Genomic DNA, 25,162 nt, shown 5'->3' with positions numbered 1-25,162 from the left:
CCGTCCACCCGAATGCGGCATTGTTATATTCAAGAGATATTGAACGCAGCCCGGTTCGGCTGGATAGCCGAACCGGGCTGCATGTTGGATATTTGTATAAACGACGGTTCTTCCTTATATTTATTCGAAAATAATATCTTGGAAATATTTTGTTATATAGGTGAGAAATACCTGTGACGCCTGGTTGTGATGACGTGTTTTGTCCCAAAATATGCACTGGGCTCGCTTGGTAAATGGAGGATCAATTTTAATGGCTACTGTTTCTCCAAGATATCCCAAGAGTTTTGTATGAGCAGTGGCAATTGTGTTCCCAGCCCCGGCCATTACCATATTGAAGCGCATAGAGTAATCACATTCCATCACTACTTGGGGAATAAACCCAGCTGCGCGGCACACAACGTCAAAAAAGTGGCGGGAGGAATCTTGCGGGGAAAGCGCTACAAAAGGCTGGTTCTTCACTTCACAGAGGTCAATCTGCCTCAAATTGGCCAGAGGATGCTTTGGATGCACTACCAAAACTGCATAATCCGAATCATACAAAACGCGGGAAGAAATGTTGGGAGGACATATAAAGTCCATAGGGCTAGCAATCAAGAAATCATATTTATACAATAAATCCTTGCAGTCAATTTGGTTAATTCTAAGCGATTCATGGGAAATTTTATAATTTGGATTTTCCTTCCAAAACGACAAAAACGCGTTTTGAAACACATTAGGGCTCGTGGTAGCAATATGAACCGTTGACTCTTTTTTCGTACCAATATCAGATACCTCAGCCTTGGCGTAATCCAAAGTGGACAGCGCATTGTTAATACGTTTCAAAAAAAGGGTTCCATTTCTGTTAAGAAACATACGGCGTCCTACCCGGTCAAACAGCTGTATTCCCAGTTCCTTTTCAAGATTGGATATGCTTGCGCTTAGCGCAGGGGGCGAGAGATACAATTTATTTGCTGTCTGTGTTAAATTTCCATTTTCCGCCAATGCCTTAAAATAGCGAAGTTGTGATAATTCCATTTTAGCCCTCACCTCCTAGGCTTTGTTCTGGTATAGCAAATTTATAACCCAACTAATTATGATACCTGTTAGAAAAGGGCGTACTGCCATATAACGTATGATTAAGAATCCTGAAAACGAATCGTCCGAGGGCATATTTAGAACAGACAAGCTCTGAAAAGCCCTGCATTGGATACGGTGTATCCGAATCCACCGTACCCAATTTGATATCTGTCATCGCAAGGATACTTTTTATGCAAGTTAACTATTCACACAATGATTATCAAATTCCTTCCGAAAAGAGGCTCACTCTTAAGGAATCGAATGGGGGTATTCGCAGATGATTGGCCATCGGCGCCGTTGTTGTTTATTTATTTCGAACAATACAAGAAGTTATATATAATTTTTTTTAGGCAAATTGTATGATACTATTTTAATGTAAACTTCCCAGTCAAAGATCTGCCGTTGTCAGAGGGCATTTGCAAGAACGTAATATGATAATTATATTTCGCTTATCAAAAACTGTCAAGTTCGCTTGGCCCCCCAGAAGATTGACCCCGGATTAGAATGGATCAAATATGATTTCCCAGACGTTGTCGTATTATAGCTCGCACTTTGCGGGTTGTAAGATAGGGCGTTTCTGAACGGCCGCAGAATGCCCATTCAATTAAAATACAGGAGGTCCTATGATGAAAAAGATGAAAAGAGCTTTTGCACTGCTTTTATCTATGGCAATGTTGCTGGCCCTGGCTGCTTGCGGAAGCAGCGGAACAACTGAACCCCCTGAAAGTAGCAGCACTTCTGGCGACACTTCTGGCGACACTTCTGGCGATTCTGCCGCTGTTGAAAAAATTGACAGTCCGTCTGCAAACCTTGTCATGGGTACCGCCGGTGCCGGCGGAACCTGGTATGTCCTTGGCAGCGGTATTGCGAATCTGGTAACGAAATATACCAATATCAATATGACCGCCTCTTCAACTAACGGCACTGTTGAAAACATGCGTCTGGCCGGAGCCGGCCGACTTGACATTGGGATGACCCAGCCTCCGGCAGATTATGATGCCGTCATGGGGCGTGATTTGTTCGAAGGTGAAAAGTATGAAAACCTCCGCTGGATGTGCGGTGGGCACTATTCCATTGGCCAGATTGCTGTCCCTGCAGATTCCGATATTCACTCCATTGCGGATCTGAAGGGCAAGCGCGTTGCGATCGGCGTGGTGGGAAGCGGTGTCCGCCACATTGTTGGAAATGGCCTGATCCAGCTGGGCGGCGTCACACTGGACGATATCGAGATCGTTTCCGTGAACCAGGATCAGGGGACTGAGGCGCTGCAGGACGGCACTGCCGATGCGGCAGTCTACTCCGGCGGTATCTTGGTATCCGGTCTTCTGAACCTTTCTCAGAGCATGGATGTACGCATTCTCTCCATTCCACAAGGTTCCATTGAGAAAATGGCCGAAACCAATCCGTCTCTGGCCGCTGCCATGAAATATGTCACAATTCCTGCGGGCACCTATAAAGGGCAGACAGAAGATGTTCTGACATCCGGCTTTATCACGGCCTATACAGTAAATGAAGATGTGTCTGATGAGGCGGTTTACGCGATTTTAGAAACCATTTATCAACACAGTGGTGAGCTGGAGGAAATCTCCACATCCGGTTCCGAATATACGCTGGAGGGCGGATTGGCAGAGGGCTGCACGATCACTCCGCATCCCGGAGCAGTAAAATGGTTTGCTGACCATGGAATTACCATTGAAGACCCACTGGCTTAATATCTGAGTGAAGCAAAAGCTTGTATTCCCCTCGTTTTGCCAGCGCATGTTTTTGTGAGTACATAGACGTCAAATGGCAATCTGGGGGGATACAGTTTAAGCTCACCTGCACAGAAAGGAGCACTTGTATGGCCCAAAAGTGGCGCATCAAAATCGCCGCAGTACTGGGGCTCATCTTAGCCGTTGTTCAACTGTACGGCGGCTTATGGCCCATAGCCACACAGACATTGCGCGCAATTCACGTGGCGCTTGGACTCGGTATGGCGTTTATGGTTTACCCGTTTTTCAAAAAGAAAGATGGCAGGCCGGACCTCTTGTCAAGCAAGCTGATGTTTGCTGTGGATTTTTTGTTCGCTACCGGCATCATTCTCTGCTGCACCTATTTCATCACACAGCTGGAAGCGCTGGCTTACCGTGGCGGCAATCCCTCAACAATGGATGTCATTGTCAGTTGTGTGGCGGTCCTGCTTGTGTTAGAGTCCTGCCGCCGATCTCTTGGTGCGGCAATGCCGATTATCGCGGTTATATTTATCGTGTATGCCATGCTGGGGAATCTACCTGGGTTTTTGCAGCACCGGGCGATTGATCTGGAATGGCTCTCGACGCATCTTTTCCTCACCACGGAGGGTGTGTTTGGCACGACTATCGGCGCCAGTGCGACAACGGTGTTTTTGTTCGTTCTTTTTGGTGCGGCACTGGAGAAAACCGGCGGCGGGGAGTTCTTCCTGCAGCTGGCATACAGCATTTGCGGCCGTTATCGTGGCGGCACAGCAAAGGTTGCCGTTGTCGGCAGCGGTCTGATGGGAATGATCTCCGGAAGCGCCGTGGCAAATGTGGCAGGCGTAGGCTCCATCGCCATTCCGCTGATGAAGCAGACTGGCTATAGTGCTGATGATGCAGGCGCTATCGAGGCCGTTTCCGCCAGTGGTGGACTCATTATGCCCCCTGTGATGGGTGCTGCAGCTTTTATTATGGCAGAAAACCTGGGCTTGCCATACTCTACTATCATCCTTGCCGCTGCATTGCCAGCAACGCTGTACTATATGGCAATTCTCTTCTCTGTCGACTTTATTGCCGGACGTCAAGGTTTGGTTGGAATGCCAAAGGAACAACTGCCTAAATTTAAGGATGTCATGAAGGTCGGTTACCTGTATATCATCCCCATGCTGATCCTGATCTATTTTATCTGTATCGCAAAGACCTCCGCACAGCGTGCGGCATTCTGGGGCTTTGTCTCCATTGTGGTTTTGTACGCAGTACAAAAAATCGGGAAGGAAAAAGACATCCGCGGCTTCTGGAAAATGTTCCTGGACATTTTAATTGATGGCTCCCGCCAGGCGGTTTCCATCGTGGCAGCCTGTGCCTGCGCCGGGATTATTGTCGGTGTGATCTCTCTGACCGGCCTTGGGCTGACGCTCTCCAGCGCGTTGGTGGATCTGGCTGGTGGATCGCTGTTCCTGCTGCTGGTATATACTGCAGTCGCCTGTATCATCCTCGGCATGGGCCTGCCGGTTACTGCGTGCTACATTATTCTGGCAGTTCTGGCCGCACCCGCCATCATCAAACTGGGTGTTCCCGCTATTGCAGCTCATCTGTTTGTGATGTACTACGGCGTACTCTCCAATATTACGCCTCCTGTTGCACTGGCCTCTTATGTCGCTGCAGGCATTTCCAAATCCAAGCCTTTGAATGTTGCAGTGACCTCCTGCAAAATGAGCGTGGTTCTCTTTGTCCTGCCTTTCATGTTTGTTTATCAGCCGGTGCTGATTCTTCAGGATGTGCAGGCTGTCGCGCTGATCTCGGCTTTAGTGACCAGCGTAATCGGTGTAATTGCCATTTCTGCCGGATCACAGCGGTACTTCCTCCAAAAGGCCTCTTTTGCTGAGTGCTCGCTTCTGTTAATCGGCGGCTTCTGTATGCTTTATCCGGAATCCATCTCTGATATTGTTGGAATCGTTCTGTTTGCTGTTGTGCTTTTGTTTCAATTGAAAAAGAAAAAGGGCGCACGGACAGCAAATGTGTGAAAGGAGACAGTCAATGAAATTCGATACAATTACAGTCGACCTGGAAAATGAGATCGGCCTTGCAACCATTACCATCAGCAAGCCTCCCGTCAATGCCATGGGTTCTGATGACTATGGAGAGTTGTACGAGGTTCTGTATAAAATCAGCAAGATGAAGGATATCCGTGTGGTTATCCTGACGGCGGAAGGAGAGAAGCTCTTTGTAGGTGGTTCCGACGTAAAGGAGTTTATCGCTTTGGATGGTGAAAGCGGCCCCCTTTATACGGAGCGTAACAACGGTGTACGGTCTTACCTGTACAATTTCCCAAAGCCCGTCATCTGTGCGCTCAACGGCTCTGCTTTTGGCGGCGGGGTGGGGTTGGCCATATGCGCCGACATTCGCATCTCCGTGCCGGAGGCAAAGTTTAATCTTGGCGAGATCAATATGGGTATTCTGGGTTTAACGCAGCACTTCACTGCCCGCTGCTTTAATGGAGCTGCCAGAAAGATGGTCTATACCGGTGAGAGAATTACTGCGGAGGAGGCCATGCGGATTGGCTTTATAGATGAAATTCTTCCGCGTGAGGAGCTCATGCCCCGGGCACGGCAGCTGGCGCAGGAAATTGCCTCTAAGTCCCCTTTGGCCATTCAGTATGCAAAGCAGTGCATGATCGAAGCAGAAAAAAACAGCTTGGATAAAATTGATTTTGAGGCTGAGTGCATCGGAAAGTTGTGGGCAACCGAGGATAAGACGGAAGCGACTTCCTCTTTTCTTGAAAAACGCGAACCCCATTTCCGCGGCTGTTGACAGGAAAAGGGGGAATTGCCTGCCATGAGTAAAATTATGTCTCCCGAAGAAGCTGTATCATCCTTTGTTCACGATGGCGACAGCATCTCTATCGGCGGTTGCACAACGAATCGGAAGCCTTATGCGCTGGTGCGTGAAATCATCCGCCAGAAAAAGAGAAATTTATATCTGCACGGGGCTGCTTCCGGTGGTGATGCCGATATGCTGATTGGCGCAAACTGCTGCGCAGCCTATATCAACTCCTATTGCGCAAACTCCGGATATACAAATGTTTCCAGACGCTATCGGAAGTATGTGGAAGAAGGGCAGATCCTCTTTGAGGACTACTCCCTGGATATTCATGCGGCCTTGTATCATGCGGCTGCCTTGGGATTTCCGTTTATTGCCGTTAAGCACATGCTCGGCTCTGACCTAGTGGAACAGGTTGGCATCAGTGAAGAGGTCCGTGCGCAGCATCCAAAGCTCCCTCCTCAAAAATGCAGGGTTCTTGAAAATCCATTTCATCCCGGGGAGCAGCTGTGCTACATTCCTGTTCCAGACATTGATGTAGCGCTGATTCATGTTCAGAAGGCATCTCCAGACGGAACCTGCCGGATTGAAGGCGCTATTTTCAATGATTTGGATATGGCTTTGGGGGCCAGGCATGTCATTGTCAGCTGCGAAGAGATTGTAACTGATGAGGAAATTCGCCGGGAGCCCGGTGCAAACCAGATCTCCTGTATTATCCCGGATGCAATTGTTCTTGCTCCTTATGGTGCGCACCCTTCACAAGTCTATAATTATTATGACTATGACCGTGATTATTTGAAGTATTATGACAAGGTCAGCAAAGAGGATAGCCTGTATGCCGCTTTCCTGGATGAGTGGGTTTATGCTCCGGCAGATCATTTTGCCTATCTGGACAAGCTTGGTGTTAAACGCCTGATGGATCTGCGTGTATGCCGTGGTATGAATTTCGCTGTTTCGCACGAGCGCTGAAAGGAGGCAGGGATATGAACTATACCAACAAGGAAATGCAGGTCATCATGATTGCGCGTCAAATCAAGGACGGCCAGCGTGTAATCGTAGGTACCGGACTGCCTCTGGTGGGCGCCTCTCTCGCAAAGCGTACTTATGCGCCGAATTGCTGTCTGCTCGTGGAGAGCGGTATGGTGGACGGATGCCCGGTAGAAGCCCCGACCAGTGTTGCAGATCTGCGGTTCTCCCATGGTGCTTCTACACTGGGTGAAACCTTCCGGTACTTTGGGATGCAGAACAATAACCTGCGGAAAAGCGTAATGGATCTCGGCTTTTTAGGCGGTGCGCAGATTGATCCCTATGGAAATCTGAATTCTACATCCATCGGAGACTATCACCATCCGTCCGCGCGTTTTTCCGGAAGCGGTGGTGCAAACGGTATCGCCACCTATGTCAATACAGTTTTAATGATGCAGCATCAAAAGCGCCGGTTTGTAGAAAAGGTGGATTACTTAACCAGCCCCGGCTGGATAAATGGGCCGGACGGGCGTCGGGAAAAAGGACTTCCACCTGATCGCGGCCCCCAGGTCGTCATTACAAATTTGGGGCTGATGCGGTTTGATGACGAGACAAAGCGTATGTATGTCGCCGAATATTTTCCAGGCGTCACTGTACAGGACATTCAAGACAACACCGGGTTTGAGATCGATGTCTCACGCGCTGTGGAGTCAATTCCTCCGGAGCCGGAATGCCTCGAGATTCTTCGAAATCAAATTGATCCCAGTCGACTTTATATTGGAAAAGAATGAGTCATCCAGACCGCGGAATCATTTTCTAAAAACCGTTAAGAAAGAGAGGATTATCTGATGAACGAATACTCCATGCCCCGTTACTTTCAAAATATGGAAGCAATCGGAGAGTCCCTTTTCGCAGTTGATCCGGAAAATACGCAAATTTTAAAGAATGCCGAGCAGGCTGTTGCTGAAAGGATTCAGGAAATTCTCGAAAACGGCAAAGCGACTGCTGATCTCAACAGCGCGGGACAGTTATGTGCCATGCAACGTATCCATGAACTCATCGATGAAGGCACTTGGCTTCCGCTCAACAGCTTGTTTAATCCGCAAAATAACGCCAATGGATCTACCAACATCGTCAAGGGCCTGGCTAAGGTCAGCGGCAAATGGGTCGTAATCGTTGCGTCCGACAACAAAAAAATGGCCGGGGCATGGGTTCCTGGCCAGGCAGAAAACCTGCTTCGTGCGTCTGACACCGCAAAGCGGCTCAGAATTCCTTTGGTATATTTGCTGAATTGCTCTGGTGTCAAGATGGATGAGCAGGAAAAAGTTTATCCTGACCGCAGAGGCGGCGGTACCCCCTTCTACCGCAATGCTCAGCTGAATCAACTGGGGGTTCCGGTGATTGTCGGAATTTATGGCACAAACCCTGCTGGCGGCGGATATCATTCCATCAGTCCAACGATCCTCATCGCCCACGAGAAAGCCAATATGGCCGTTGGCGGCGCTGGCATTGTCGGCGGCATGTCTCCCAAGGGGCATGTGGATTTGGAGTCCGCACAGGCGTTGATCGAAGCGCAGAAGGAGCTTCGGCAGGATGTGCCCGGAACAGCAGCCATTCACCACGATGAAACTGGCTTCATGCGGGAGGTTTATGGAACAGAAGAGGAGGTCTTGGCCGCAATCCGCAAGTATATCGGCTACACGCCTGCGTTCAATCCTGAATTTTTCCGTGTAGATACACCCTCAGCTCCCGCCTTTCCGGCGGAAGATCTTTATTCCCTGTTCCCTGCAAACCATAAGCGCCCCTATGACATCTATGATGTCATCGCACGGTTGACTGACGGTTCCCAGTTCATGGAGTACAAAAAAGGATACGGTCCCGAAATTGTAACTGGCCTTGCAAAGTTTGACGGCATGTTGGTTGGTGTCGTAGCCAATGTGCAGGGGTTCTTCCTGGATTATCCGGAGTATCGGGAGGATGCGCTGGGTGTCGGCGGCAAACTGTATCGGCAGGGCCTTATTAAGATGAGCGAATTTGTCACGCTGTGCACGAGAGATCACCTTCCCATGGTTTGGCTGCAGGACACGACAGGCATTGATGTTGGTAACGAAGCCGAGCGCGCAGAACTGCTCGGGCTTGGTCAGAGCCTCATCTATTCCATTCAGAACTCCGATTTGCCCATGCTGGAGATTACCATGCGAAAGGGAACTGCCGCAGCGCACTATGTCCTTGGGGGGCCGCAGGGGAATGACACCAACGCCTTCTCCTTGGGCACGGCTGCTACGGAAATCTATGTCATGCATGGAGAGACCGCTGCGGCTGCTATGTATGCGCGGCGACTTGTCAAAGATGATGCAGCGGGCAAGGATCTGCAGCCCACCATTGACAAGATGAATCAGCTTATCACTGATTATGCAAATAAGTCCCGGGCAGAGTACTGTGCCAAGGCTGGTCTGGTAGACGAGCTTGTCAGTCTGGATAAGTTGCGGGATTATTTGCGAGCCTTTACTGCCGCAGCCTATCAAAATCCAAAAGGAATTTGCCCGCATCATCAGATGGTTCTGCCAAGAATCATTGCTGATTACAACCGGCAGGCATCTGCTTCCGCTGAGGAATGAGCTTATGAATGTTGTTGTCTATGCAATTATGGCATACTTTTTCACAGGCATCATCTCTTTAGGTATTGTTGGCATCATCGTGTTGATTAACCATGTCCTTTCTTCAGAAAAGGAGGCGGAATGATTGGAGATCCTGCTTCAGCTATTTCCAGGGATCGGCACATTTTTTGAAATGGATCCTTTGGTATCCGTTGCCAGAGTTGCTCTGATCATATTGGGGTTCTTTTTGGCCTATTTCGGATTCAAGCGCACACTGGAGCCGCTGATTATGGTCCCCATGGGTATTTCGATGATGGCAGTGAATGCAGGAATTATGTTTTTGAATTCCGGGGCCATTGGAAATATGTTTGTTGATCCACTTGCTTCCGATGCTGTAGAAATTGTCAATATTATGCAAGTGAACTTCCTCCAGCCCATTTACAACCTCACCTTTTCCAATGGGCTGATCGCCTGCCTGGTATTTATGGGGATCGGAGCACGGAGTGAGATTAGCTACCTTTTGGCAAAACCTTGGAGTTCCATGATCATTGCAATTTTTGCCGAGCTTGGAACATTTGTCACATTGGTAGCAGGTGTAATGGCATTTGGCCTGCCGCCAGGTTCGGCTGCAGCGGTTGCCAGTATCGGAGGCGCTGACGGCCCCATGGTGCTGTTCACCTCATTGATGCTGGCACCTGAGCTGTTTGTTCCGATCTCGATTATTGCCTATTTGTACCTGAGCCTGACATATGGTGGATATCCATTTCTAATTAAGCTGTTCATTCCCAAAAAGTACCGCGGGATTGATATGTACGTGGATGTTCCACAGGTATCGCAGCGTTCAAAATTTGTATTTATTGTGGTTTCCTGTTTCATTCTTTGCCTGTTGCTGCCGGTAGCATCTCCCTTGATTTTTTCCTTCTTTATCGGCATGGCTGTCAAAGAAGCTGAGATTGGAAAATATACGGAGCTCCTTGAGGAAGGATTGTCCTATTTTGCCACATTCTTTCTGGGCGTTGTCCTCGGTGTTTTATGTGAAGCCTCTACCATTTTAAACCCAACCGTCCTCACAATCCTCATCTTGGGTATTATGGCCCTGGCTGTTTCCGCAATCGGCGGGCTTCTTGGCGGATGGGTGATGTATTGGTGGCACAAGCATCGGGGGCTGGACTTCAATCCGGTCATCGGGATCGCAGGGGTTTCCTGCGTACCCACCACGGCCAAATTGGCGCAGCATGCTGCCATGGATGAAAATCCCTTTGCCATGATCCTCCCTGTGGCTATGGGAGCCAATATATCCGGTGTGTTTACATCCGCAATTGCAGCCGGCATCTTTGTAAGCACCATCCATTTAATTGGATAGCTATTTGTAAAATATTATTTTAAAGGAGTGTAGAATCCATGGAAGTGAAAGCCAGAATCCCAGGTAAGGTCATTTCTCTCAGTGTGAAGGAAGGCGACACTGTCAAAACGCGGGCGTTACTTGCCGTTATGGAAGCTATGAAAATGGAACAGCCAGTTGCCAGCCCCGTTGATGGTGTCGTAAAGAAAATCAATGTTAACGTCGGGGATAAAGTAAAAAGCGGAGATGTCTTAATGAGCATCGAATAGTATAAAAAAGTGCTGTCCACTTTCCGGTTTCCAGGTGGACAGCACCTTTTCACTGCAGATCATCTACATTACAGCAGCAAGAGGTGATTTTATGAAAATCAAACAGGTGTGGGGCGTATATTACAGCGCCACTGGTTCTACAGAAAAACTTGTCAAGTTCTTTTCCACTGTTCTGGCAGCTTGTTTACATGTCCCTGTAAAATTCAGGCCTCTGAATTCTCCCGCAGATCGTCAGCCAACACAGTCCTTTACAGATAGTGACTTGCTTGTGGTAGGGACACCTACCTATGCCGGAAAAGTCCCAAACAAGTTGTTGCCAGCGTTTCAATCCTGCCTATTGGGGAATGATACGCCAGCAGTCGCCATGGTAAGCTTTGGAAACAGAAGCTATGATCATGCATTGGCAGAGCTGTGCTTTGTTTTGGAGCAAAATGGTTTTCACACCGTGGGGGCTGCGGCCTGTGTGGCGCAGCACGCAATGGCAGCTCAGCTGGCTGCTAACAGGCCTACCAACGAAGACTTGCAGTTTATGGGCCGCTTTGCAGAAAAACTGGCCGGTAAGCTGGATGCTGCCGACGCCCTCCCGCCCCCGCTGTGCGTTCCCGGAGACGCGAATGCCGCTTATTATACCCCTCTGGATCTGCAGGGCAGGAAAGCAGTCTTTCTGAAAGCCACGCCAAAGACCGATGTTGAAAAATGTACAAATTGCAAAATTTGTGCATATGTTTGCCCCATGGGCTCCATTGACCCAAATCATGTCACAAATATAACCGGGATATGCATCAAGTGTCACGCCTGCATCAAACGCTGTCCTGCTCATGCAAAATATTTTGATGACGATGCACTTTTGTCCCATATTGCCATGTTGTGCGCCAACTATTCTGCAGCAAAGTCATATGAGACATTTCTTTCCAATTTTTCTTAATCTGTTTGTTCCGAATAAATTGCAGCAGCAAAGAACCTCAGAATTCTAAATGTTCCTCACCCCTCTTATGTTCTCTTGAAACTGCCGTTCGTCTTCAAACTTCTCTCCTTTAGCAAAAAAGTCCGGGAGCGTGCCGCTCCCGGACTTTTTTTATTTTTTAAAGCAGGTCTTTCACGGCCTGCCGCACATCGCCTGACAGATAAAGAGACCCCAGGGCGCAGACAGCCCCGTCCCTGCCTGCTGCCGCAGCGGCTGTCCGGACAGCTTCGGCAATAGAGACACAGGCATGGACAGGGATCCCCCTTGCCAGGATCAACTGTCTCAGCGCTTCAGCCCCCATGCCCCGGGGGCTGTTGGGCGTAACAGTCACCGCCGCCTCTGCCAGGGGCAGCACCAGATCCAGCATCTTGGGGATCTCTTTATCCGACATCATCCCAAGCAAAAGCACCAGTTTTTTCCCAGGGAGCAGCAGGCGAAGGCTCTTCGCTGCAGCGGCCATGCCATTGGCATTGTGCGCCCCATCCAGCAAAAACATTGGATGCTTTTCCCGCAGAAGCTCCAACCGCCCAGGCCACTCCACTCGGGCGAGTCCCGTCCGGATAGCGCCCTCCGAAATCTCCCAGCCTCGTTGGCGAAGCGCTTCCAGCGCTGTGACTGCAACAGCGGCGTTGAATACCTGGTAATCTCCTGCCAGAGACATCTGCAAGTCCTCATGGGGGAGGATGTCAAATCGTGTCCCGGAAAGCCGCGCTTCTCTCACACGGATGCGGGTGAAGTCCGTCTCCGTCAAGCGGGCACTCCGCTCCCGGCAGACCCGGTGGAATACCGCATCGGCAGGCGGGCAGCCGCCATAACTGACCACCTCTCCCCCCTGCTTGATGATTCCAGCCTTTGCGGCGGCAATATTCTCCAGCGTGGGGCCAAGCTGTGCCACGTGATCCATTCCCATGGCAGTGAGAATGGCGACCTCCGGCGTATCAATTACGTTAGAAGCGTCCAATTCTCCGCCCAGTCCCGTCTCCAGCACCACGATATCACATAGCTGTTCCTGAAAGTACAGCAGCGCCAGCGCGGTGATCAGCTCAAACTCCGTGGGGTGATCCTCCATGGATTCGACAATTGGTCGGATCCGATCCACCAAATTTGCCAGCGCCGCCTCTGAAACGGGTTCTCCGTTGATCCGGATGCGCTCGGTAAAGTCCACCAGATGCGGAGACGTATTCAGCCCCACACGGAAGCCGGCAGCCTGCAGCACGGATGCCAGCATGGCACAGGTGCTGCCCTTACCGTTGGTACCGGCCACGTGAATAAATTTCAGCGCCTTCTGGGGGGAGTCTAAGGCGGCCAAAAGTGCTCGAATCCGATCAAGTCCCGGTGCGTGCTTCTGCCAGTTAAATGAGTGGATATAGGCAATGGATTCCTGTCCGTTCAAGGGAAGCACTCCTCTCTGTTCGTGCGGCGATGCACAGAATTCTTATGCCTGGCGGCGGACAATTCCCTGCCGCCGCAGCAGCCTGACCAGCGGAATTCCCACCGTGGTCACTACAATGGCAGTCAGGATGCCCGAGATGATTCGGATAATCGCGGAGCCAAACACATAGGCGAAGCTGTAGTACCCCATGATAACGCTGTCAACATACATGACTGCTGTATTCACCGCCGTGGTACACAGCGCTGCCGCCACACAAACCCCATAGCAAAGCGCATACCGGTCCTCTAAGTGCCTCTGTTCGTTTCCCAGCAGCAATGCGCTGCCGCCCACAACCAGGCCCCGCACTGCCGGAGGAATCAGCCAGAGGACTGTGGTGACCGTAATACCGTAGGAAAGAAGCTGGTTGAAAAACTCGCCGATGGCAGCAATCAACATTCCAGCTGCCGGTCCAAAAAGCAGACTCCCCACGATAACCGGAAGTGAGGCAAAGGTGATATGAAAGCTCCACGCCTTGAAGCCCAACATATTCAGGGCGAGATACAAGGCGGCAAGCATGCCGACAAGGCAAATTCTGCGGGCGATACGGTTGTACTTGAACATAAAAATACCTTCCTTCTGTATAGTTTCGGCAGTCCGGTTCCGGAACGCCGCACAGAGGAAGGCCATTGCAATTTCCCATATGCGGCAGCGGGATGCGAAACACACACTGCGGGCTTCTAGCCAAAGGCCTTGCCCCTTCGTCCGAAAAACAACTCCCCGTTTTTCCGGCACTATTTCACACGTGTGTCTCTACTCTGCCTGATAGCAATTATCATATGCCACTTGCGCCAAAAAGGCAAGAAAAAAAGCACCCCGGATTTAAAAATCCGGGGTGCTTCCTGTCAAAGCGGGATCAGGCCTTCTCGGCTGTCTCCGCCTGGGCGGCGGCAGCCTTTGCAGCCGCAGCTTTCTCAGCCTGGGCCTTCTTGATAGCCTTGTACTTCTCCTTCTCCTCCGCAGTGGCGGCGGGCTGGATGGCATCTCTCGGGCAGACCTTGGTGCAGAGCTTGCAGCCCACGCACTTATCATAATCGATAACGGCTACGCCATTCTCTACATGAATGGCGTCCTTCTTGCACTCCTTCTCGCAAAGGCCGCAGCCGATGCAGGAGCTGTTGCAGACGCTCATTGCAGCCTTGCCCTTGTCGCGGTTGGCGCAGGCCACATGAACCTTCTTGGAAGCAGGGACGGAGACAATCAGCTTCCGGGGGCAGGCGGCCATGCAGGCACCGCAGTTGGTACATTTATCGGGATCCACCACAGCTGCGCCATTTGCGCCGATAGACATAGCGCCGAACTGGCAGGCGCTCACACAGGAACCGAAGCCCAAGCAACCAAAGGCACACTCCAGGGGACCGGCAGCCACCTTGGTGGCAGAGATGCAGTCCTTCACGCCTACATAGTCAAACCGCTTCTTGGCATTGGTACCGCCGTTGCAGCGGACGTAGGCCACCTGGCGCTCACCAGAGGGAGCCTCCTGGCCCATAATGGCGGCAATGGCCGCCGCATTCTCTGCACCGGCAGGAGCGCAGGCGTTGACAGGCGCAGTGCCGGCCAGAATAGCCGCCGCACAACCCGCACAGCCGGGGAAACCGCAGCCGCCGCAGTTGGCGCCGGCCAAATGGCTTAGAATCTCTTCCTCGCGGGGATCCTTCTTCACCTCAAAAATCTTGGAGGCAATAGCCAGGACCAGTCCGAATACTGCACCCAGCACACCCAGCACGACAATCGCATAAATTACATTCGTCATTTCTCGCTCCTCCTTACCAGACCTTCAGGCCGGAGAAGCCCATGAAAGCCAGAGCCATCAGGCCAGCGGTGACCAAGGCGATGGGGAACCCATCAAACGCCTTGGGATAATCGGCAAACGCCAGACGCTCCCGGATACTGGCAAACAGCACGATGGCCAGCAGGAAGCCAAGGCCGCCGGTGATGCCGTACACCACGGACTCGATGAAATTGTAATTATTCTGCACATTCAGCAGCACCACGCCCAGCACAGCGCAGTTGGTGGTAATCAGGGGCAGGTACACGCCCAATGCGGTATACAGTGCCGGCATGGACTTCTGCAGGAACATCTCAATAAATTGCACCAGAGCGGCAATGACCAGGATGAAGGCCACCGTCTGCATATAGCCCAGGCCCAGATTTATCAGAAGAAGGTTGACTGCATAGCACACGGCGGAGGCCAAGCCCATAACAAATGTCACGGCGATGCCCATGCCAACAGCGGTGTCTACCTTCTTGGAAACGCCCAAGAAGGGGCAGCAGCCCAGGAACTGGGAGAAGATAAAGTTATTGGCCAGGATAGCTGCCAGGGTAATGGCCAAAAGGTTAGTAATCTGTTCCATTATTTGCTCTCCTCCTTATTCTTGGGTCTGGCAAGGGCCCACTGCATGGCTGCGATCAGGCAGGCCAGCACCAGGAAGCCGCCTACCGGCAGGGTCAGCATACCGGCGGGGAACTGCGCAGGGATAATCTGAATGCCCTTGGCATCGGGGCCCAGCAGTCCGGCGCCGAAGGTACCGGCACCCAACAGCTCACGAATGATACACATCACCATCAAAACCGCGGTATAGCCGATGCCCTGGCAGATGCCGTCCACAAAAGAGGCGCCCACACCGTTTTTATAGCAGAAGGACTCTGCACGGCCCAGGATGATGCAGTTCACCACGATCAGCGGGATGAATACGCCCAGGGACGCAGCCACGGCGGGAACAAATGCCTGCAGCAGCAAATCCACACAAGTCACAAAGCCTGCGATAACCACGATAAACATGGCAATCCGGATCTTATCGGGGACAATTTTACGAATTGCAGAGATGACGACGTTGGAGGCCGTCAGAATAATAAGTACGGCAACGCCCATACCCAAGCCGTTCATGAAGGAGGTGGTGATTGCCATGGTAGAGCACATGCCCAGCACCTGCACCAAAACGGGGTTGTTGGTAATCAGGCCTTCCTTAAACTGTTTTCCAAAATTCATGTTCTATGCTCCCCCTTCCTCAGCCGATGACACCGGCCACAGCCAGTGCACCGTTGACACCAGCGGTAACGCCCTTGCTGGACACCGTGGCGCCGGAGATGGCGTCCACATTGCTGCCCACGGTCAAGGTTCCGTCCGCCGCGCTCTTACCGGCAAATTGATCCAGTACGCCGTTTTCATTCTCCATAACTCTGGAGCCAATGCCGGATGTCTCGGCGTTGTCCACGATGGAGACACCGGTAACCGTGCCTTCCGCGTCAATGCCAACCACCATCTCAATGCTGCCTTGGGAGCCGGAGGCCACAATCTTCACGGCATGGCCAATAAGCTGACCGCCGTCCTGCGCCTCGTAGACATTTTGAACCGTCGTGCTGAAGCTGCCAGCTGCAGCTGCCATTTCCTCCGTCACTTCCATTTCGGGGAACTCGGGTGCGGATGCCTCCTGGAACACAGACGCCAGAGCGGCGTTGGTCTTTTCCAGGTTTGCCGCCGCAATGGGGCCCGCGGTCACTTTGTTGACCAGTCCCAAGGCAGCAGCCACAATCACGCAGGTAACCAGCAGAGTTACGGTCAGCGTAGTGATGTACTTGGGATCCATATTGACCTTTTCCTTGGTCTTGACTTCCTTACTCATTTCGCAGCCGCCTCCTTCTTCTCGGATTTTACGACACCAAAACGAGCGGGCTTCGTGCACTTGTCAATCAAAGCCACAAACAGGTTCATAACCATAATGGAGTAGCAGACGCCCTCGTTATAGGAGCCAAAGTAGCGGATAAACACGGTAAACAGACCGCAGCCGATGCCGAAGATCAACTGGCCCTTCTTGGTAACAGGAGAGGTGGCATAGTCGGTTGCCATGAAGAAGGCGCCCAACATCAAGCCGCCGCCGAAGATGCTGTACAGCATCCAGTTCAGGCCGGACATGCCGTGTTGCGGGAACAGGAATGTCAGAACGGCCACTGTACCGATATAGGCCACAGGAGTCTGCCAGTTGATGACCTTGCGCCAAATCAGGTATACCCCACCCACAATCAGCAGCAGGGCGGAAACCTCACCCAAAGAACCCGGGATTTTGCCCAGGAACATGTCCAGGGCAGAGTACTGACTCAACGCCTCCAAGTCACCGCTCTTCATCAGAGCCAGCGGCGTGGCCGCAGTCACCACATCCACGGTGCCGCCGAACAGCGGAGCCTTGTTCTGGGCGGGATCCACCCAACTGGTCATCACGCCGGCATAGCTGCCCAGCAGGAATGCCCGGCCAGCCAGCGCGGGGTTGACAAAGTTTTTGCCGATACCGCCAAAGAGCTGCTTCACCACCACGATAGAGAAGAAATCGCCGATGATAATCATCCACAGCGGCGTAGAGGCGGGGCAGACAAAGGCCAGCAGCATACCTGTAACCACTGCGGACAAATCACCCACAGACTGGGGCTTTTTCATCAGCTTGCGGTACAGCCACTCCCAGAACATGCACCCTGCCACGGAGACCGCAGTCAGCAGCAGCGCCTCAAATCCGAACTGCCAGGTGGCATACGCCAAAGCAGGTACCATGGCAATGATAACATCCAGCATGATGGATCGGGTCGTCTCCGCCCCGCGGATATGGGGAGAAGACGTTGCAATCAGTTTTAAGTTCTTGTAATCCGTCATTTGTTGACAGCCTCCTTCTGCGCTTCTGCAGCCTTTGCCTCTTCCGCGGCCTTCTTGGCCTCGGCGGCGGCCTTGTCAGCGGCCATCTTGTCCTTGAGCTTCTGCTTGCCGGTCTTGAACATATGGGTCAGATGCATCCGGGCCGGGCATGCATAGGCACAGGCACCGCATTCCATGCAGTCCATAATGTGCGCATCATTCAGCTCATCCAGCATGCCCTTTTCCGCATACTGGTACATGAACAGGGGCTCCAGGTGCATGGGGCAGGCGGCAACACACTTGCCGCAGCGGATGCACTGGGGGTGCTCCACGGTCTGCTCCTCGTTTTCACAGAAGGCCAGCATAGCGCCGGTGCCCTTGCCCACGGGGACATCCGTGGTGTACTGGGCCATGCCCATCATGGGGCCGCCCATAATCAGTTTATAGGTGCCGTCCTTCAGGCCGCCGCACGCGTCGAACAGGTTGGATACCGGAGTACCGATGGGGCATTCGATATTCTTGGGGTCAATGACGCCGGATCCGGAAACCGTGACAATCTTGCGTACTACGGGCATGCCCTGCGTAACAGCCCGGTAAATGGCACAGGTCGTGTTGATATTGAACACCGCGCAGCCGATGTTGGCAGGCAGTCCGCCGGGAGGCACCTGCTTGCCGGTAATGGCCTGGCAGAGCTGCTTCTCACCGCCCTGAGGGTAACGGCAGTGCAGGGCTTCCACCACCACAGGTGCATTTTTCTCTGCAATGACCTTGTTCATGGAGTCAATGCCGTTTTGCTTGTTGTCCTCAACACCGATAATCACTTTATCAGTACCAAACATTTTCGCCAGATATGTAGCGCCGCCGATGATCTCCTCAGGCCGCTCCAGCATCGTGCGGTGGTCGCCAGTGATATAGGGTTCGCACTCAGCACCGTTGATGATGACGGTATCCACCTTACCGATACCGCCGGAAATCTTGACATGGGTGGGGAATGTTGCGCCGCCCATGCCGACGATGCCAGCGTTCTTGACAGCCTCTACCATCTGCTCTACCGTCAGAGCTTCCGGATCTGCTGGGGCCTGAACTTCCTCGCTGAGCTCGTCCTGGAAATCGTTCTCAATCACAACGGACATCATATTGCCGCCCATATTATAGGGCCGCGGCTCCACTGCCTTGACCGTGCCGGAAACACTGGCATGAATCGGTGCACCCAGGCCGCGGAACTCGCCGATCTTCTGGCCCACTTTTACGTGATCCCCAACCTTGACAAGGGGCGTACACGGTGCGCCAAAGTGCATCGACATGGGAATGACCACGATTGCTGGCGGAGCCAGCTGTTCGATGGCCTTTTCATTGGTCGCGGCTTTCATGTCATTTGGATGAACGCCGCCAAAGAATGCTTGTGCCATTGTCTTCACCTCATTTTTACTCCTTGATAGCGGCCAAAACATGATAATTCTCCGCCTCTTTCCCTGGCGGAGCCATCATGCATTTAGCAAAACTACCACATACTGCGTTTGATTCTACACCTATTTTTAAAAAATGTCCAGACTGTGAACAACTGTTTTTGCGGAAAACCATCCTCTTTTTAACAGTTTCTTTCTGTTTTTCCCGAATTCTTCCAAATGTGGGTAGTATTTACCGCCCTGATTCCGGTCGGCTTCCAAAAGCTCCTATCCGTTCTCTTGTTATTTGGACGGAGACTTAGTATAATAGAGATATTCGGTATCGATATTCTTGAATGGTTGGAGGAACACACCCTATGATGGCACAAATTGTGGATCGCAAGGCGTTGAAGGCCCAGATGCGCAGCCTGCTGCACACTGCTCAGGTCAGTCCCAAGGGCTTTACCGCGCTGTATCTCATTCTGACTTCTGCGTTGAACCTGGTGGACTCCATTGCCGGCGGCACAGAGAGCGGCCTTCTGGGAACCTTTGTCACGGTTCTCACCAGCCTCCTGGGCATGATCCTCGGCACAGGCTTTGTCCTCTACTGCATGGCCATTCGCCGCGGCGAACGGGCGGAATATCTGACGCTGTTTGACGGTTTTTCTTTCGTGGGCAAAGTCATTGGGCTGAATATCGTCATGTATGCTTTTGTCACACTTTGGTCACTTTTGTTTGTCATTCCCGGCGTTATTGCCGCTTACCGTTACCGCTTCGCACTTTATAACCTCTATGAAAATCCCGGCATCGGCATTATGGAGGCTCTGGATATGAGCAAGCAGCAAACCTACGGTTACAAAGGCCAGCTGTTTGTTCTGGACTGGAGCTATTTTGGCTGGGGCCTGCTGGCCTCGATTCCCTCTTTGACATTGATTGTCCCCATAGCAAGAAGTGCGGCAGACATGGTATTCTCCGGCCAGTTTTTCTCTGTGGAAGAGGCGCTGGCCGCCATGCCCCATTTCTGGGGTGCCACGCTTCTTGGCAGCCTGTGGTCCCTGGCGGTGCAGCTGTTCTATCTGCCAAACTACCAGTGCACAGAGTTGGGTTACTTTGAAATTGCCAAGCAGACCTCCGGTGTTGGTTTTGGCAGCGTGTCCGGCGGCCATGTAGGAGGCAGCAGCGGGCCGGACGATCTTGGCGGCTTAGACGGCTGGAACAGCCGTTTCTGAACCTCACATCAAGCAACTCCGTATCCAATGTACAAGGCCCCGGCGGGTTCTAGAACCCGCCGGGGCTTTTTTGTGCGAATTGCTATACATTATAATATAGGAAATATGCGTCGGACATAACTGCTCTTCCGCAGGGCCAATGCCAACAGTGTGGAAACCGCGATGCCGAAGCCCGCCTGCACTAGATTGCTTGGGATTCCGATGGCCGTTCCCGCCAGACTGACGCCAAAACTCTGTCCGGCGGAGGTAGCCAGAATGGCGTCAAACAGCCAGTATCCCACAACCATGGGTACCTCCCCAACAACACCGCAGGCAATCACGCCCGGAACGCTTGTTTTTCCAACGGCCTTATACAGCAGTCCCGCCACCAGTGCCATCACCGCTTTGATCACCAGCGTAGCCGGAACGTACATTGGGTAGCCGGCCAGCAAATCCGCCAGTGCGGATCCAATACCGCCGGCGGCGGCGCCGTACAGCGGCCCCAGCAGATAGGCCCCCAGCAGCACCACCGTATCTCCCAGATTCATATATCCGTCCGTTGGCGACGGCACCCGGATGAGCATGGTGGCCACGCAGGCCATCGCCGCAAACAGCGCCGTCAGCACCAGCTTTCTCGTCTGGCTCGGTGCCACTGCCGCAGAATGTTCCAATGTCTTTTCCATTTGGATGGTTCCCCCTTCAAAATGCATGGTTTGAACAGGCCCGTTCGATTGATGGTTGTCATCATACGGCAAAAATGGTATGATTGAAATATCCAATTTTACGTTTTTTTATAAGGTCAGAAAGGAGATGGCACCATGCTGACCTATCCACTGGAGGAGCGGGGCGGTCTGCCCCTGTACGAATATCTCTACCGCTGTATCCGATCGGACATCCTCTCCGGCGCTCTTCCCGCTGGGGAGCAGCTCCCTTCTAAGCGGAAACTGGCGGAACATCTGCGTATCTCCGTCATCACCGTGGAGGGGGCTTACCAGCAGCTGGAAGCAGAGGGATATGTTTATACCCTGCCCAAACGGGGGTTTTTTGTCTCCCGGGTGGAGCAGCCGTCAGCTGCCGGCACCCCGGTGCCGCTGCCCCCGCCGGAGCAGCCGCCTGACTGGGTGCTGGATCTGAAGAGCAACCGTGTGGACACCTCCCGTTTTCCGGTGGCCACCTGGGCTCGACTGACACGGCAGGTCCTCAGCGAGGACCGGGAGGCCCTGCTGCAGCCGGTTCCCCATCAGGGGCTTTCTGCCCTGCGGCAGGCCCTGGCGGACGACCTGCGCGCTTATAAGGGAATGGCTGTCTCTCCTCAACAGATTGTAGTGGGCGCTGGGGCTGAGTATTTGTACCTGCTGCTGGCCCAATTGCTGGACAGCGGCCGCCTGCCGGGGCAGGGAACGGTTTTTGCTGTGGAAGATCCCGGCTATCCCAAGATCCGGCAGGTATACCGCCAGTGCCGCGTGGAGTGCCGCCCGGTTCCGCTGGATGAACAGGGCCTGTGCATTGCGGCCCTGGAGCACTCGGGTGCTACCGCCGTTCACCTGTCCCCCTCCCACCACTATCCCACCGGCCTTGTAACGCCCATCAGCCGGCGTCAGGAACTTCTGCGCTGGGCGGAGCGGTCCGGCGGCATTATCATTGAGGACGATTATGACAGTGAGTTCCGTTTTGCCGGGCGGCCCATCCCCACTCTGCAGAGCATTGACGACGGGGGCCGGGTCATTTACATGAATACCTTTTCCCAGACCATCTCTCCCTCCATGCGAATGGGCTTCATGGTTCTGCCGCCCCGGCTTCTGGAGCAGTACCGGCAAAAGCTTGGGTTTTACGCCTGCACAGTTCCCGCCCTGGATCAGCACGTGCTGGCCCGGTTTCTCACCGGCGGCCATTATGAGCAGCATCTTGCCCGGATGCGGAAGGAATACCGTCTCCGCCGTTCCCGGGTGCTGGAGGCCTTCCGCACCTGTTCCTTTGCAAACCGCATCACCATCTCCGAGCAGGGGGCGGGCCTCCACTTTCTTCTGCGGCTGGATACCGCCTGCACGGATGAGAACCTGCGGCAGCGGGCAGAGGCCCGCGGTGTGCGCCTTGGCTTTCTGTCTGAATACGCCGCCCAGCCGAATCCCGCCTATGCCCACACGCTGGTCATCAACTACGCCGGGCTGGAGGGGAAGCGCTTGCCACAGGCCATGGCGCTGCTGGCGGAGATTTTCCAGACGTAATCCTTCCGGCTGGCGTGCCCTTCCCACAGCAAGGCCGCCCGGCAGACAGGCAAAAACAGCGGCGGATGCATTGCATCCGCCGCTGTTTTGTTTTTTCAAAGTTCCCGCCGGCCCTCCAGCGCCCGCATCAGCGTGGCGTCATCGGCAAATTCCAGATGTCCCCCCACAGGAATTCCGTAAGCCAATCGGGTAACCCGCACCTCAAAGGGCTTTAAGAGCCGGGCGATGTACATGGCGGTGGCCTCTCCCTCCGTATCCGGATTCGTGGCCATGATCACCTCCTGCACGCCGCCCTTGGCCACCCGTTCCACCAGGGACTTAATCGCCAAATCGTCGGGCCCAACGTGGTTCATGGGAGAGATGACGCCGTGGAGCACATGGTAGTGGCCGTTGTACTCCCGGCTCCGTTCAATGGCCGCCACGTCCCGCGGATCCGCCACCACGCAGATGGTGGTCCTGTCCCGCTTGGGAGAGGCACAGATGGGGCATAGCCCGCCGGCGGTAAAATTCTGGCAGACCGGGCAGCAGGTGACGCTTTTTTTTGCGTCGAGAATTGCGTCGGCAAATTCCTGCGCCTCCGCCTCCGGCAGGCCCAGCACAAAAAAGGCCAGGCGCTGGGCTGATTTGCCGCCGATGCCCGGCAGCCGGGCAAATTGCTCCACCAGTTTTTCAAGAGGTGCGGGGAAATATTCCATAGCAGTGGATAACTCCTTACATGTGGTTTTTCACATTTGGGCGGAACGGCCCACCAGGTCATCCAGTGTAACCTGGTAAAAATCTGCAAGCGCGACCAGAGTCGAAGCCGTCGGCTCCCGCTCTGCATTCTCATACCGCTGGTAGGATTTCGCGGAGATTCCGACGGCATCTGCCACTTCCTGCCGGGTAAGCTTTCTCCCTTTACGCAGCTTTAATAGTTGTTTTGCTAAATTTTCCATTTTATTTCCTCAAAGCCCTTGACAGGACCGTTTGGTCTCATCCCGACAAAAAGAGGTGCAGGGAAATATTCCATGGCAGCGGATAACTCCTTACATGTGGTTTTTCACATTTGGGCAGAACGGCCCACCAGGTCATCCAGTGTGACCTGATAAAAATCTGCAAGCGCGACCAGCGCAGACAGTGTCGGCTCCCGTTCGCCAGCCTCATACCTTCGGTAAGAACGATATGCAATTCCGCATCCAAGGGCAGCGTCTTCTTGGCTTAGCTTCCGCTGTTTTCGTAACTTTAGCAGATTTTCCGTAAAAACGGACATAAATTCTCTCCATTCTCTTGACAGGCCCAGACGGGACAGCTATACTTATTATCGTCCCATTCAGGACAATAATAAAAGGAATTGACTTTATGATACCCGCTGTCCAAGCCCTGTTAAACTATACCGACGACATGCTCCTGCCGAAGCTCCTGCGGGAAAACGGCTATTGGGACGCCATCCATCAAAACGATCTGCAGCAGGCCGCCGCGCTGGAGGCCGAGGCGCTGTTTCAGCTTGGCCTTGCCCTGGGCCTGGAGCTGGGACGCCTTCCGCCCCCGGCAAAGCCCTGAAGCAGTCAGCCAGCCAGTTTCCAATGAAACGCCAGCTCCGCCTCACATGCAGCGGGGCTGTGGAAGATCCATGGCAAACAGGGCCGCCGCGCCGCCGGTGTGGACGAACACCAGATTATCCGCATCGCCAAAATATCCGTGCTGCAGCAGCTTCAGCATGCCGGACCAAGCCTTGCCGGTATACACCGGATCCAGCAGGATTCCCTCCATCCGGGCAAGCTCCTCGATATACGGTGTGTCCGCACTGTTGGGGACGGCATAGCCCTCTCCAATGTTATAGACCATTTCAAAGTCCTGCTCCGTCCGGTCAAAGACGCAGTCCAAAAGCTCTGCCGCTCCGGCGGCCAGCTCCGGCACAATCTTTTCAAAGGGGTCGTTGTCCACGCCCAGGCCCGTGACCTTCACGCCCGGCTGGAACAGCTTCGCCCCCAGCAGCAGTCCCGCGGTGGTGCCGCCGGATCCGGTGGCGGAGACAATGTGGCCGATTTCAATTCCCTCGGCCAACGCCTGCACCGTAAATTCCCGGACGCAGTTCACATAGCCAACCGCGCCCAGGGCTGTGGAGCCGCCCACGGGGATGTAATAGGCCCGGTGGCCCTTTTGGGCCAGCTCCGCTCCCATCCGGTGCATTTCCTCATAGATATCGTCGTAGCTGTCCGTGTCCATCAGCTGGACGGTCGCTCCGTAAATCCCGTCCAGAACCAGGTTGCCCTTGCGCTCCGTCACACCCCGGTCCTTCAAAATCAGGATGCAGCGCATCCCAAGCCGGGCGGCACAGGCGGCAGTGAGCATTGCGTGGTTGGACTGGGCGCCGCCGGTGGTGAACACCGTGTCACAGCCCTGGGCCTTTGCGTCTGCCAGCAGGTATTCCAGCTTGCGGACCTTGTTTCCTCCAAGCGCCACGCCGCACAGATCGTCCCGCTTGATCCAGATGTTCCGGCCATACTTGGCGCTGATATGTTCCAGCTTGTAAAACGGGGTTGGGTATACGCCCAGCCGCAGCCGGGGCAGTTCATCAAAGTTTTTCATGGC

26 protein-coding genes and 1 riboswitch are annotated in these 25,162 nt (G+C 53.3%); of the genes, 12 read left to right on the top strand and 14 right to left on the bottom strand.

The features are described 5' to 3' along the window. Positions 1 to 120 precede the first annotated feature (120 nt). Positions 121 to 1,014, bottom strand: a complete 894-nt coding sequence (locus tag BMZ81_RS04305) for a LysR family transcriptional regulator (RefSeq protein WP_091129052.1) — start codon at positions 1,012 to 1,014, stop codon at positions 121 to 123. 665 nt (positions 1,015 to 1,679) lie between these two features. Between BMZ81_RS04305 and BMZ81_RS04300 the strand changes: the two genes are divergently transcribed. The 9 genes from BMZ81_RS04300 (at position 1,680) to BMZ81_RS04260 (ending at position 11,687) form a co-directional block, all read left to right on the top strand. Beyond that, entirely contained in the window at positions 1,680 to 2,768 is a 1,089-nt protein-coding gene (locus BMZ81_RS04300; protein ID WP_091129050.1) for a TAXI family TRAP transporter solute-binding subunit, read from the top strand. Between the two features lie 128 nt (positions 2,769 to 2,896). Then, positions 2,897 to 4,792, top strand: coding sequence for a TRAP transporter permease (locus BMZ81_RS04295; protein WP_091129048.1), 1,896 nt, complete (start codon positions 2,897 to 2,899; stop codon positions 4,790 to 4,792). Between the two features lie 13 nt (positions 4,793 to 4,805). Then, complete coding sequence (locus BMZ81_RS04290) at positions 4,806 to 5,579, top strand: enoyl-CoA hydratase/isomerase family protein (protein ID WP_177187199.1); 774 nt, start codon at positions 4,806 to 4,808, stop codon at positions 5,577 to 5,579. 24 nt (positions 5,580 to 5,603) lie between these two features. Next, complete coding sequence (locus BMZ81_RS04285) at positions 5,604 to 6,557, top strand: CoA transferase subunit A (RefSeq protein ID WP_091129045.1); 954 nt, start codon at positions 5,604 to 5,606, stop codon at positions 6,555 to 6,557. Between the two features lie 14 nt (positions 6,558 to 6,571). Next, positions 6,572 to 7,345, top strand: coding sequence for a CoA-transferase subunit beta (locus BMZ81_RS04280; protein WP_091129042.1), 774 nt, complete (start codon positions 6,572 to 6,574; stop codon positions 7,343 to 7,345). Between the two features lie 57 nt (positions 7,346 to 7,402). Then, positions 7,403 to 9,172, top strand: a complete 1,770-nt coding sequence (locus BMZ81_RS04275) for an acyl-CoA carboxylase subunit beta (protein ID WP_091129039.1) — start codon at positions 7,403 to 7,405, stop codon at positions 9,170 to 9,172. Between the two features lie 124 nt (positions 9,173 to 9,296). Further along, positions 9,297 to 10,514: a Na+-transporting malonate decarboxylase, carboxybiotin decarboxylase subunit gene (gene madB, locus BMZ81_RS04270; protein ID WP_091129038.1), complete on the top strand. Its 1,218-nt coding sequence runs from the start codon at positions 9,297 to 9,299 to the stop codon at positions 10,512 to 10,514. A gap of 38 nt (positions 10,515 to 10,552) precedes the next feature. After that, positions 10,553 to 10,762, top strand: coding sequence for a biotin/lipoyl-containing protein (locus BMZ81_RS04265; RefSeq protein ID WP_091129035.1), 210 nt, complete (start codon positions 10,553 to 10,555; stop codon positions 10,760 to 10,762). Between the two features lie 91 nt (positions 10,763 to 10,853). Beyond that, positions 10,854 to 11,687: a 4Fe-4S binding protein gene (locus tag BMZ81_RS04260; RefSeq protein ID WP_091129033.1), complete on the top strand. Its 834-nt coding sequence runs from the start codon at positions 10,854 to 10,856 to the stop codon at positions 11,685 to 11,687. A gap of 157 nt (positions 11,688 to 11,844) precedes the next feature. Here BMZ81_RS04260 and BMZ81_RS04255 read toward each other — a convergent pair whose 3' ends face one another. The 8 genes from BMZ81_RS04255 to rsxC form a co-directional block, all read right to left on the bottom strand. Continuing rightward, positions 11,845 to 13,119 carry a bifunctional folylpolyglutamate synthase/dihydrofolate synthase gene (locus tag BMZ81_RS04255; protein WP_091129030.1) on the bottom strand — a complete coding sequence of 425 codons (1,275 nt, stop codon included), beginning with the start codon at positions 13,117 to 13,119 and terminating at the stop codon, positions 11,845 to 11,847. A 42-nt stretch (positions 13,120 to 13,161) separates the two neighbouring features. Beyond that, complete coding sequence (locus BMZ81_RS04250) at positions 13,162 to 13,719, bottom strand: ECF transporter S component (protein WP_177187198.1); 558 nt, start codon at positions 13,717 to 13,719, stop codon at positions 13,162 to 13,164. Between the two features lie 83 nt (positions 13,720 to 13,802). Next, positions 13,803 to 13,918: riboswitch (THF riboswitch) on the bottom strand. Positions 13,919 to 14,011: 93 nt separating this feature from the next. Next, the gene (locus tag BMZ81_RS04245) at positions 14,012 to 14,908 is read right to left on the bottom strand and encodes an RnfABCDGE type electron transport complex subunit B (protein WP_091129026.1); all 897 of its coding nucleotides are present in this window, start codon (positions 14,906 to 14,908) and stop codon (positions 14,012 to 14,014) included. Positions 14,909 to 14,921: 13 nt separating this feature from the next. After that, entirely contained in the window at positions 14,922 to 15,509 is a 588-nt protein-coding gene (gene rsxA / locus BMZ81_RS04240) for an electron transport complex subunit RsxA (protein WP_091129023.1), read from the bottom strand. Beyond that, positions 15,509 to 16,144 (bottom strand): electron transport complex subunit RsxE, encoded by a 636-nt coding sequence (locus BMZ81_RS04235; RefSeq protein ID WP_091129020.1) that lies wholly within the window; start codon positions 16,142 to 16,144, stop codon positions 15,509 to 15,511. Before BMZ81_RS04235 ends, rsxA begins: the two co-directional genes overlap by 1 nt. Before the next feature lie 19 nt (positions 16,145 to 16,163). Next, positions 16,164 to 16,778, bottom strand: coding sequence for an RnfABCDGE type electron transport complex subunit G (locus tag BMZ81_RS04230; RefSeq protein ID WP_091129018.1), 615 nt, complete (start codon positions 16,776 to 16,778; stop codon positions 16,164 to 16,166). Further along, positions 16,775 to 17,794 carry an RnfABCDGE type electron transport complex subunit D gene (locus tag BMZ81_RS04225; protein ID WP_091129015.1) on the bottom strand — a complete coding sequence of 340 codons (1,020 nt, stop codon included), beginning with the start codon at positions 17,792 to 17,794 and terminating at the stop codon, positions 16,775 to 16,777. The genes BMZ81_RS04230 and BMZ81_RS04225 overlap by 4 nt, the downstream gene beginning before the upstream one ends. After that, positions 17,791 to 19,182, bottom strand: a complete 1,392-nt coding sequence (gene rsxC, locus BMZ81_RS04220) for an electron transport complex subunit RsxC (RefSeq protein WP_091129014.1) — start codon at positions 19,180 to 19,182, stop codon at positions 17,791 to 17,793. Before rsxC ends, BMZ81_RS04225 begins: the two co-directional genes overlap by 4 nt. Before the next feature lie 353 nt (positions 19,183 to 19,535). Between rsxC and BMZ81_RS04215 the strand changes: the two genes are divergently transcribed. Continuing rightward, positions 19,536 to 20,387 (top strand): DUF975 family protein, encoded by an 852-nt coding sequence (locus BMZ81_RS04215; RefSeq protein WP_177187197.1) that lies wholly within the window; start codon positions 19,536 to 19,538, stop codon positions 20,385 to 20,387. An 89-nt stretch (positions 20,388 to 20,476) separates the two neighbouring features. Here BMZ81_RS04215 and BMZ81_RS04210 read toward each other — a convergent pair whose 3' ends face one another. Continuing rightward, positions 20,477 to 21,049: an ECF transporter S component gene (locus tag BMZ81_RS04210; RefSeq protein WP_091129009.1), complete on the bottom strand. Its 573-nt coding sequence runs from the start codon at positions 21,047 to 21,049 to the stop codon at positions 20,477 to 20,479. Between the two features lie 135 nt (positions 21,050 to 21,184). Between BMZ81_RS04210 and BMZ81_RS04205 the strand changes: the two genes are divergently transcribed. Next, entirely contained in the window at positions 21,185 to 22,591 is a 1,407-nt protein-coding gene (locus BMZ81_RS04205) for a MocR-like pyridoxine biosynthesis transcription factor PdxR (RefSeq protein ID WP_091129006.1), read from the top strand. 95 nt (positions 22,592 to 22,686) lie between these two features. On the opposite strand, the gene recR is transcribed toward BMZ81_RS04205, so the two are convergent. The 3 genes from recR to BMZ81_RS04190 all read right to left on the bottom strand — a co-directional run bounded on the left by recR (position 22,687) and on the right by BMZ81_RS04190 (position 23,840). Then, positions 22,687 to 23,286: a recombination mediator RecR gene (gene recR / locus BMZ81_RS04200; protein ID WP_091129005.1), complete on the bottom strand. Its 600-nt coding sequence runs from the start codon at positions 23,284 to 23,286 to the stop codon at positions 22,687 to 22,689. A gap of 30 nt (positions 23,287 to 23,316) precedes the next feature. Continuing rightward, on the bottom strand, positions 23,317 to 23,526 hold the full coding sequence (locus BMZ81_RS04195; protein ID WP_091129003.1) for a helix-turn-helix domain-containing protein: 210 nt from the start codon (positions 23,524 to 23,526) through the stop codon (positions 23,317 to 23,319). A gap of 104 nt (positions 23,527 to 23,630) precedes the next feature. Next, positions 23,631 to 23,840, bottom strand: a complete 210-nt coding sequence (locus BMZ81_RS04190; RefSeq protein ID WP_091129001.1) for a helix-turn-helix domain-containing protein — start codon at positions 23,838 to 23,840, stop codon at positions 23,631 to 23,633. An 89-nt stretch (positions 23,841 to 23,929) separates the two neighbouring features. Here BMZ81_RS04190 and BMZ81_RS04185 point away from each other — a divergent pair, with 89 nt between their 5' ends. Continuing rightward, positions 23,930 to 24,130, top strand: coding sequence for a hypothetical protein (locus BMZ81_RS04185; RefSeq protein WP_091128999.1), 201 nt, complete (start codon positions 23,930 to 23,932; stop codon positions 24,128 to 24,130). A 42-nt stretch (positions 24,131 to 24,172) separates the two neighbouring features. On the opposite strand, the gene BMZ81_RS04180 is transcribed toward BMZ81_RS04185, so the two are convergent. Then, positions 24,173 to 25,159 (bottom strand): 1-aminocyclopropane-1-carboxylate deaminase/D-cysteine desulfhydrase, encoded by a 987-nt coding sequence (locus BMZ81_RS04180; protein WP_091128997.1) that lies wholly within the window; start codon positions 25,157 to 25,159, stop codon positions 24,173 to 24,175. Positions 25,160 to 25,162 lie beyond the last annotated feature (3 nt).

Origin of the sequence: Oscillibacter sp. PC13 (genome assembly GCF_900115635.1) — a bacterium.
GTDB lineage: Bacteria > Bacillota > Clostridia > Oscillospirales > Oscillospiraceae > Oscillibacter.
Note: the sequence above shows the minus strand (reverse complement) of the source record. Positions and strands in the feature narration are given on the sequence as shown.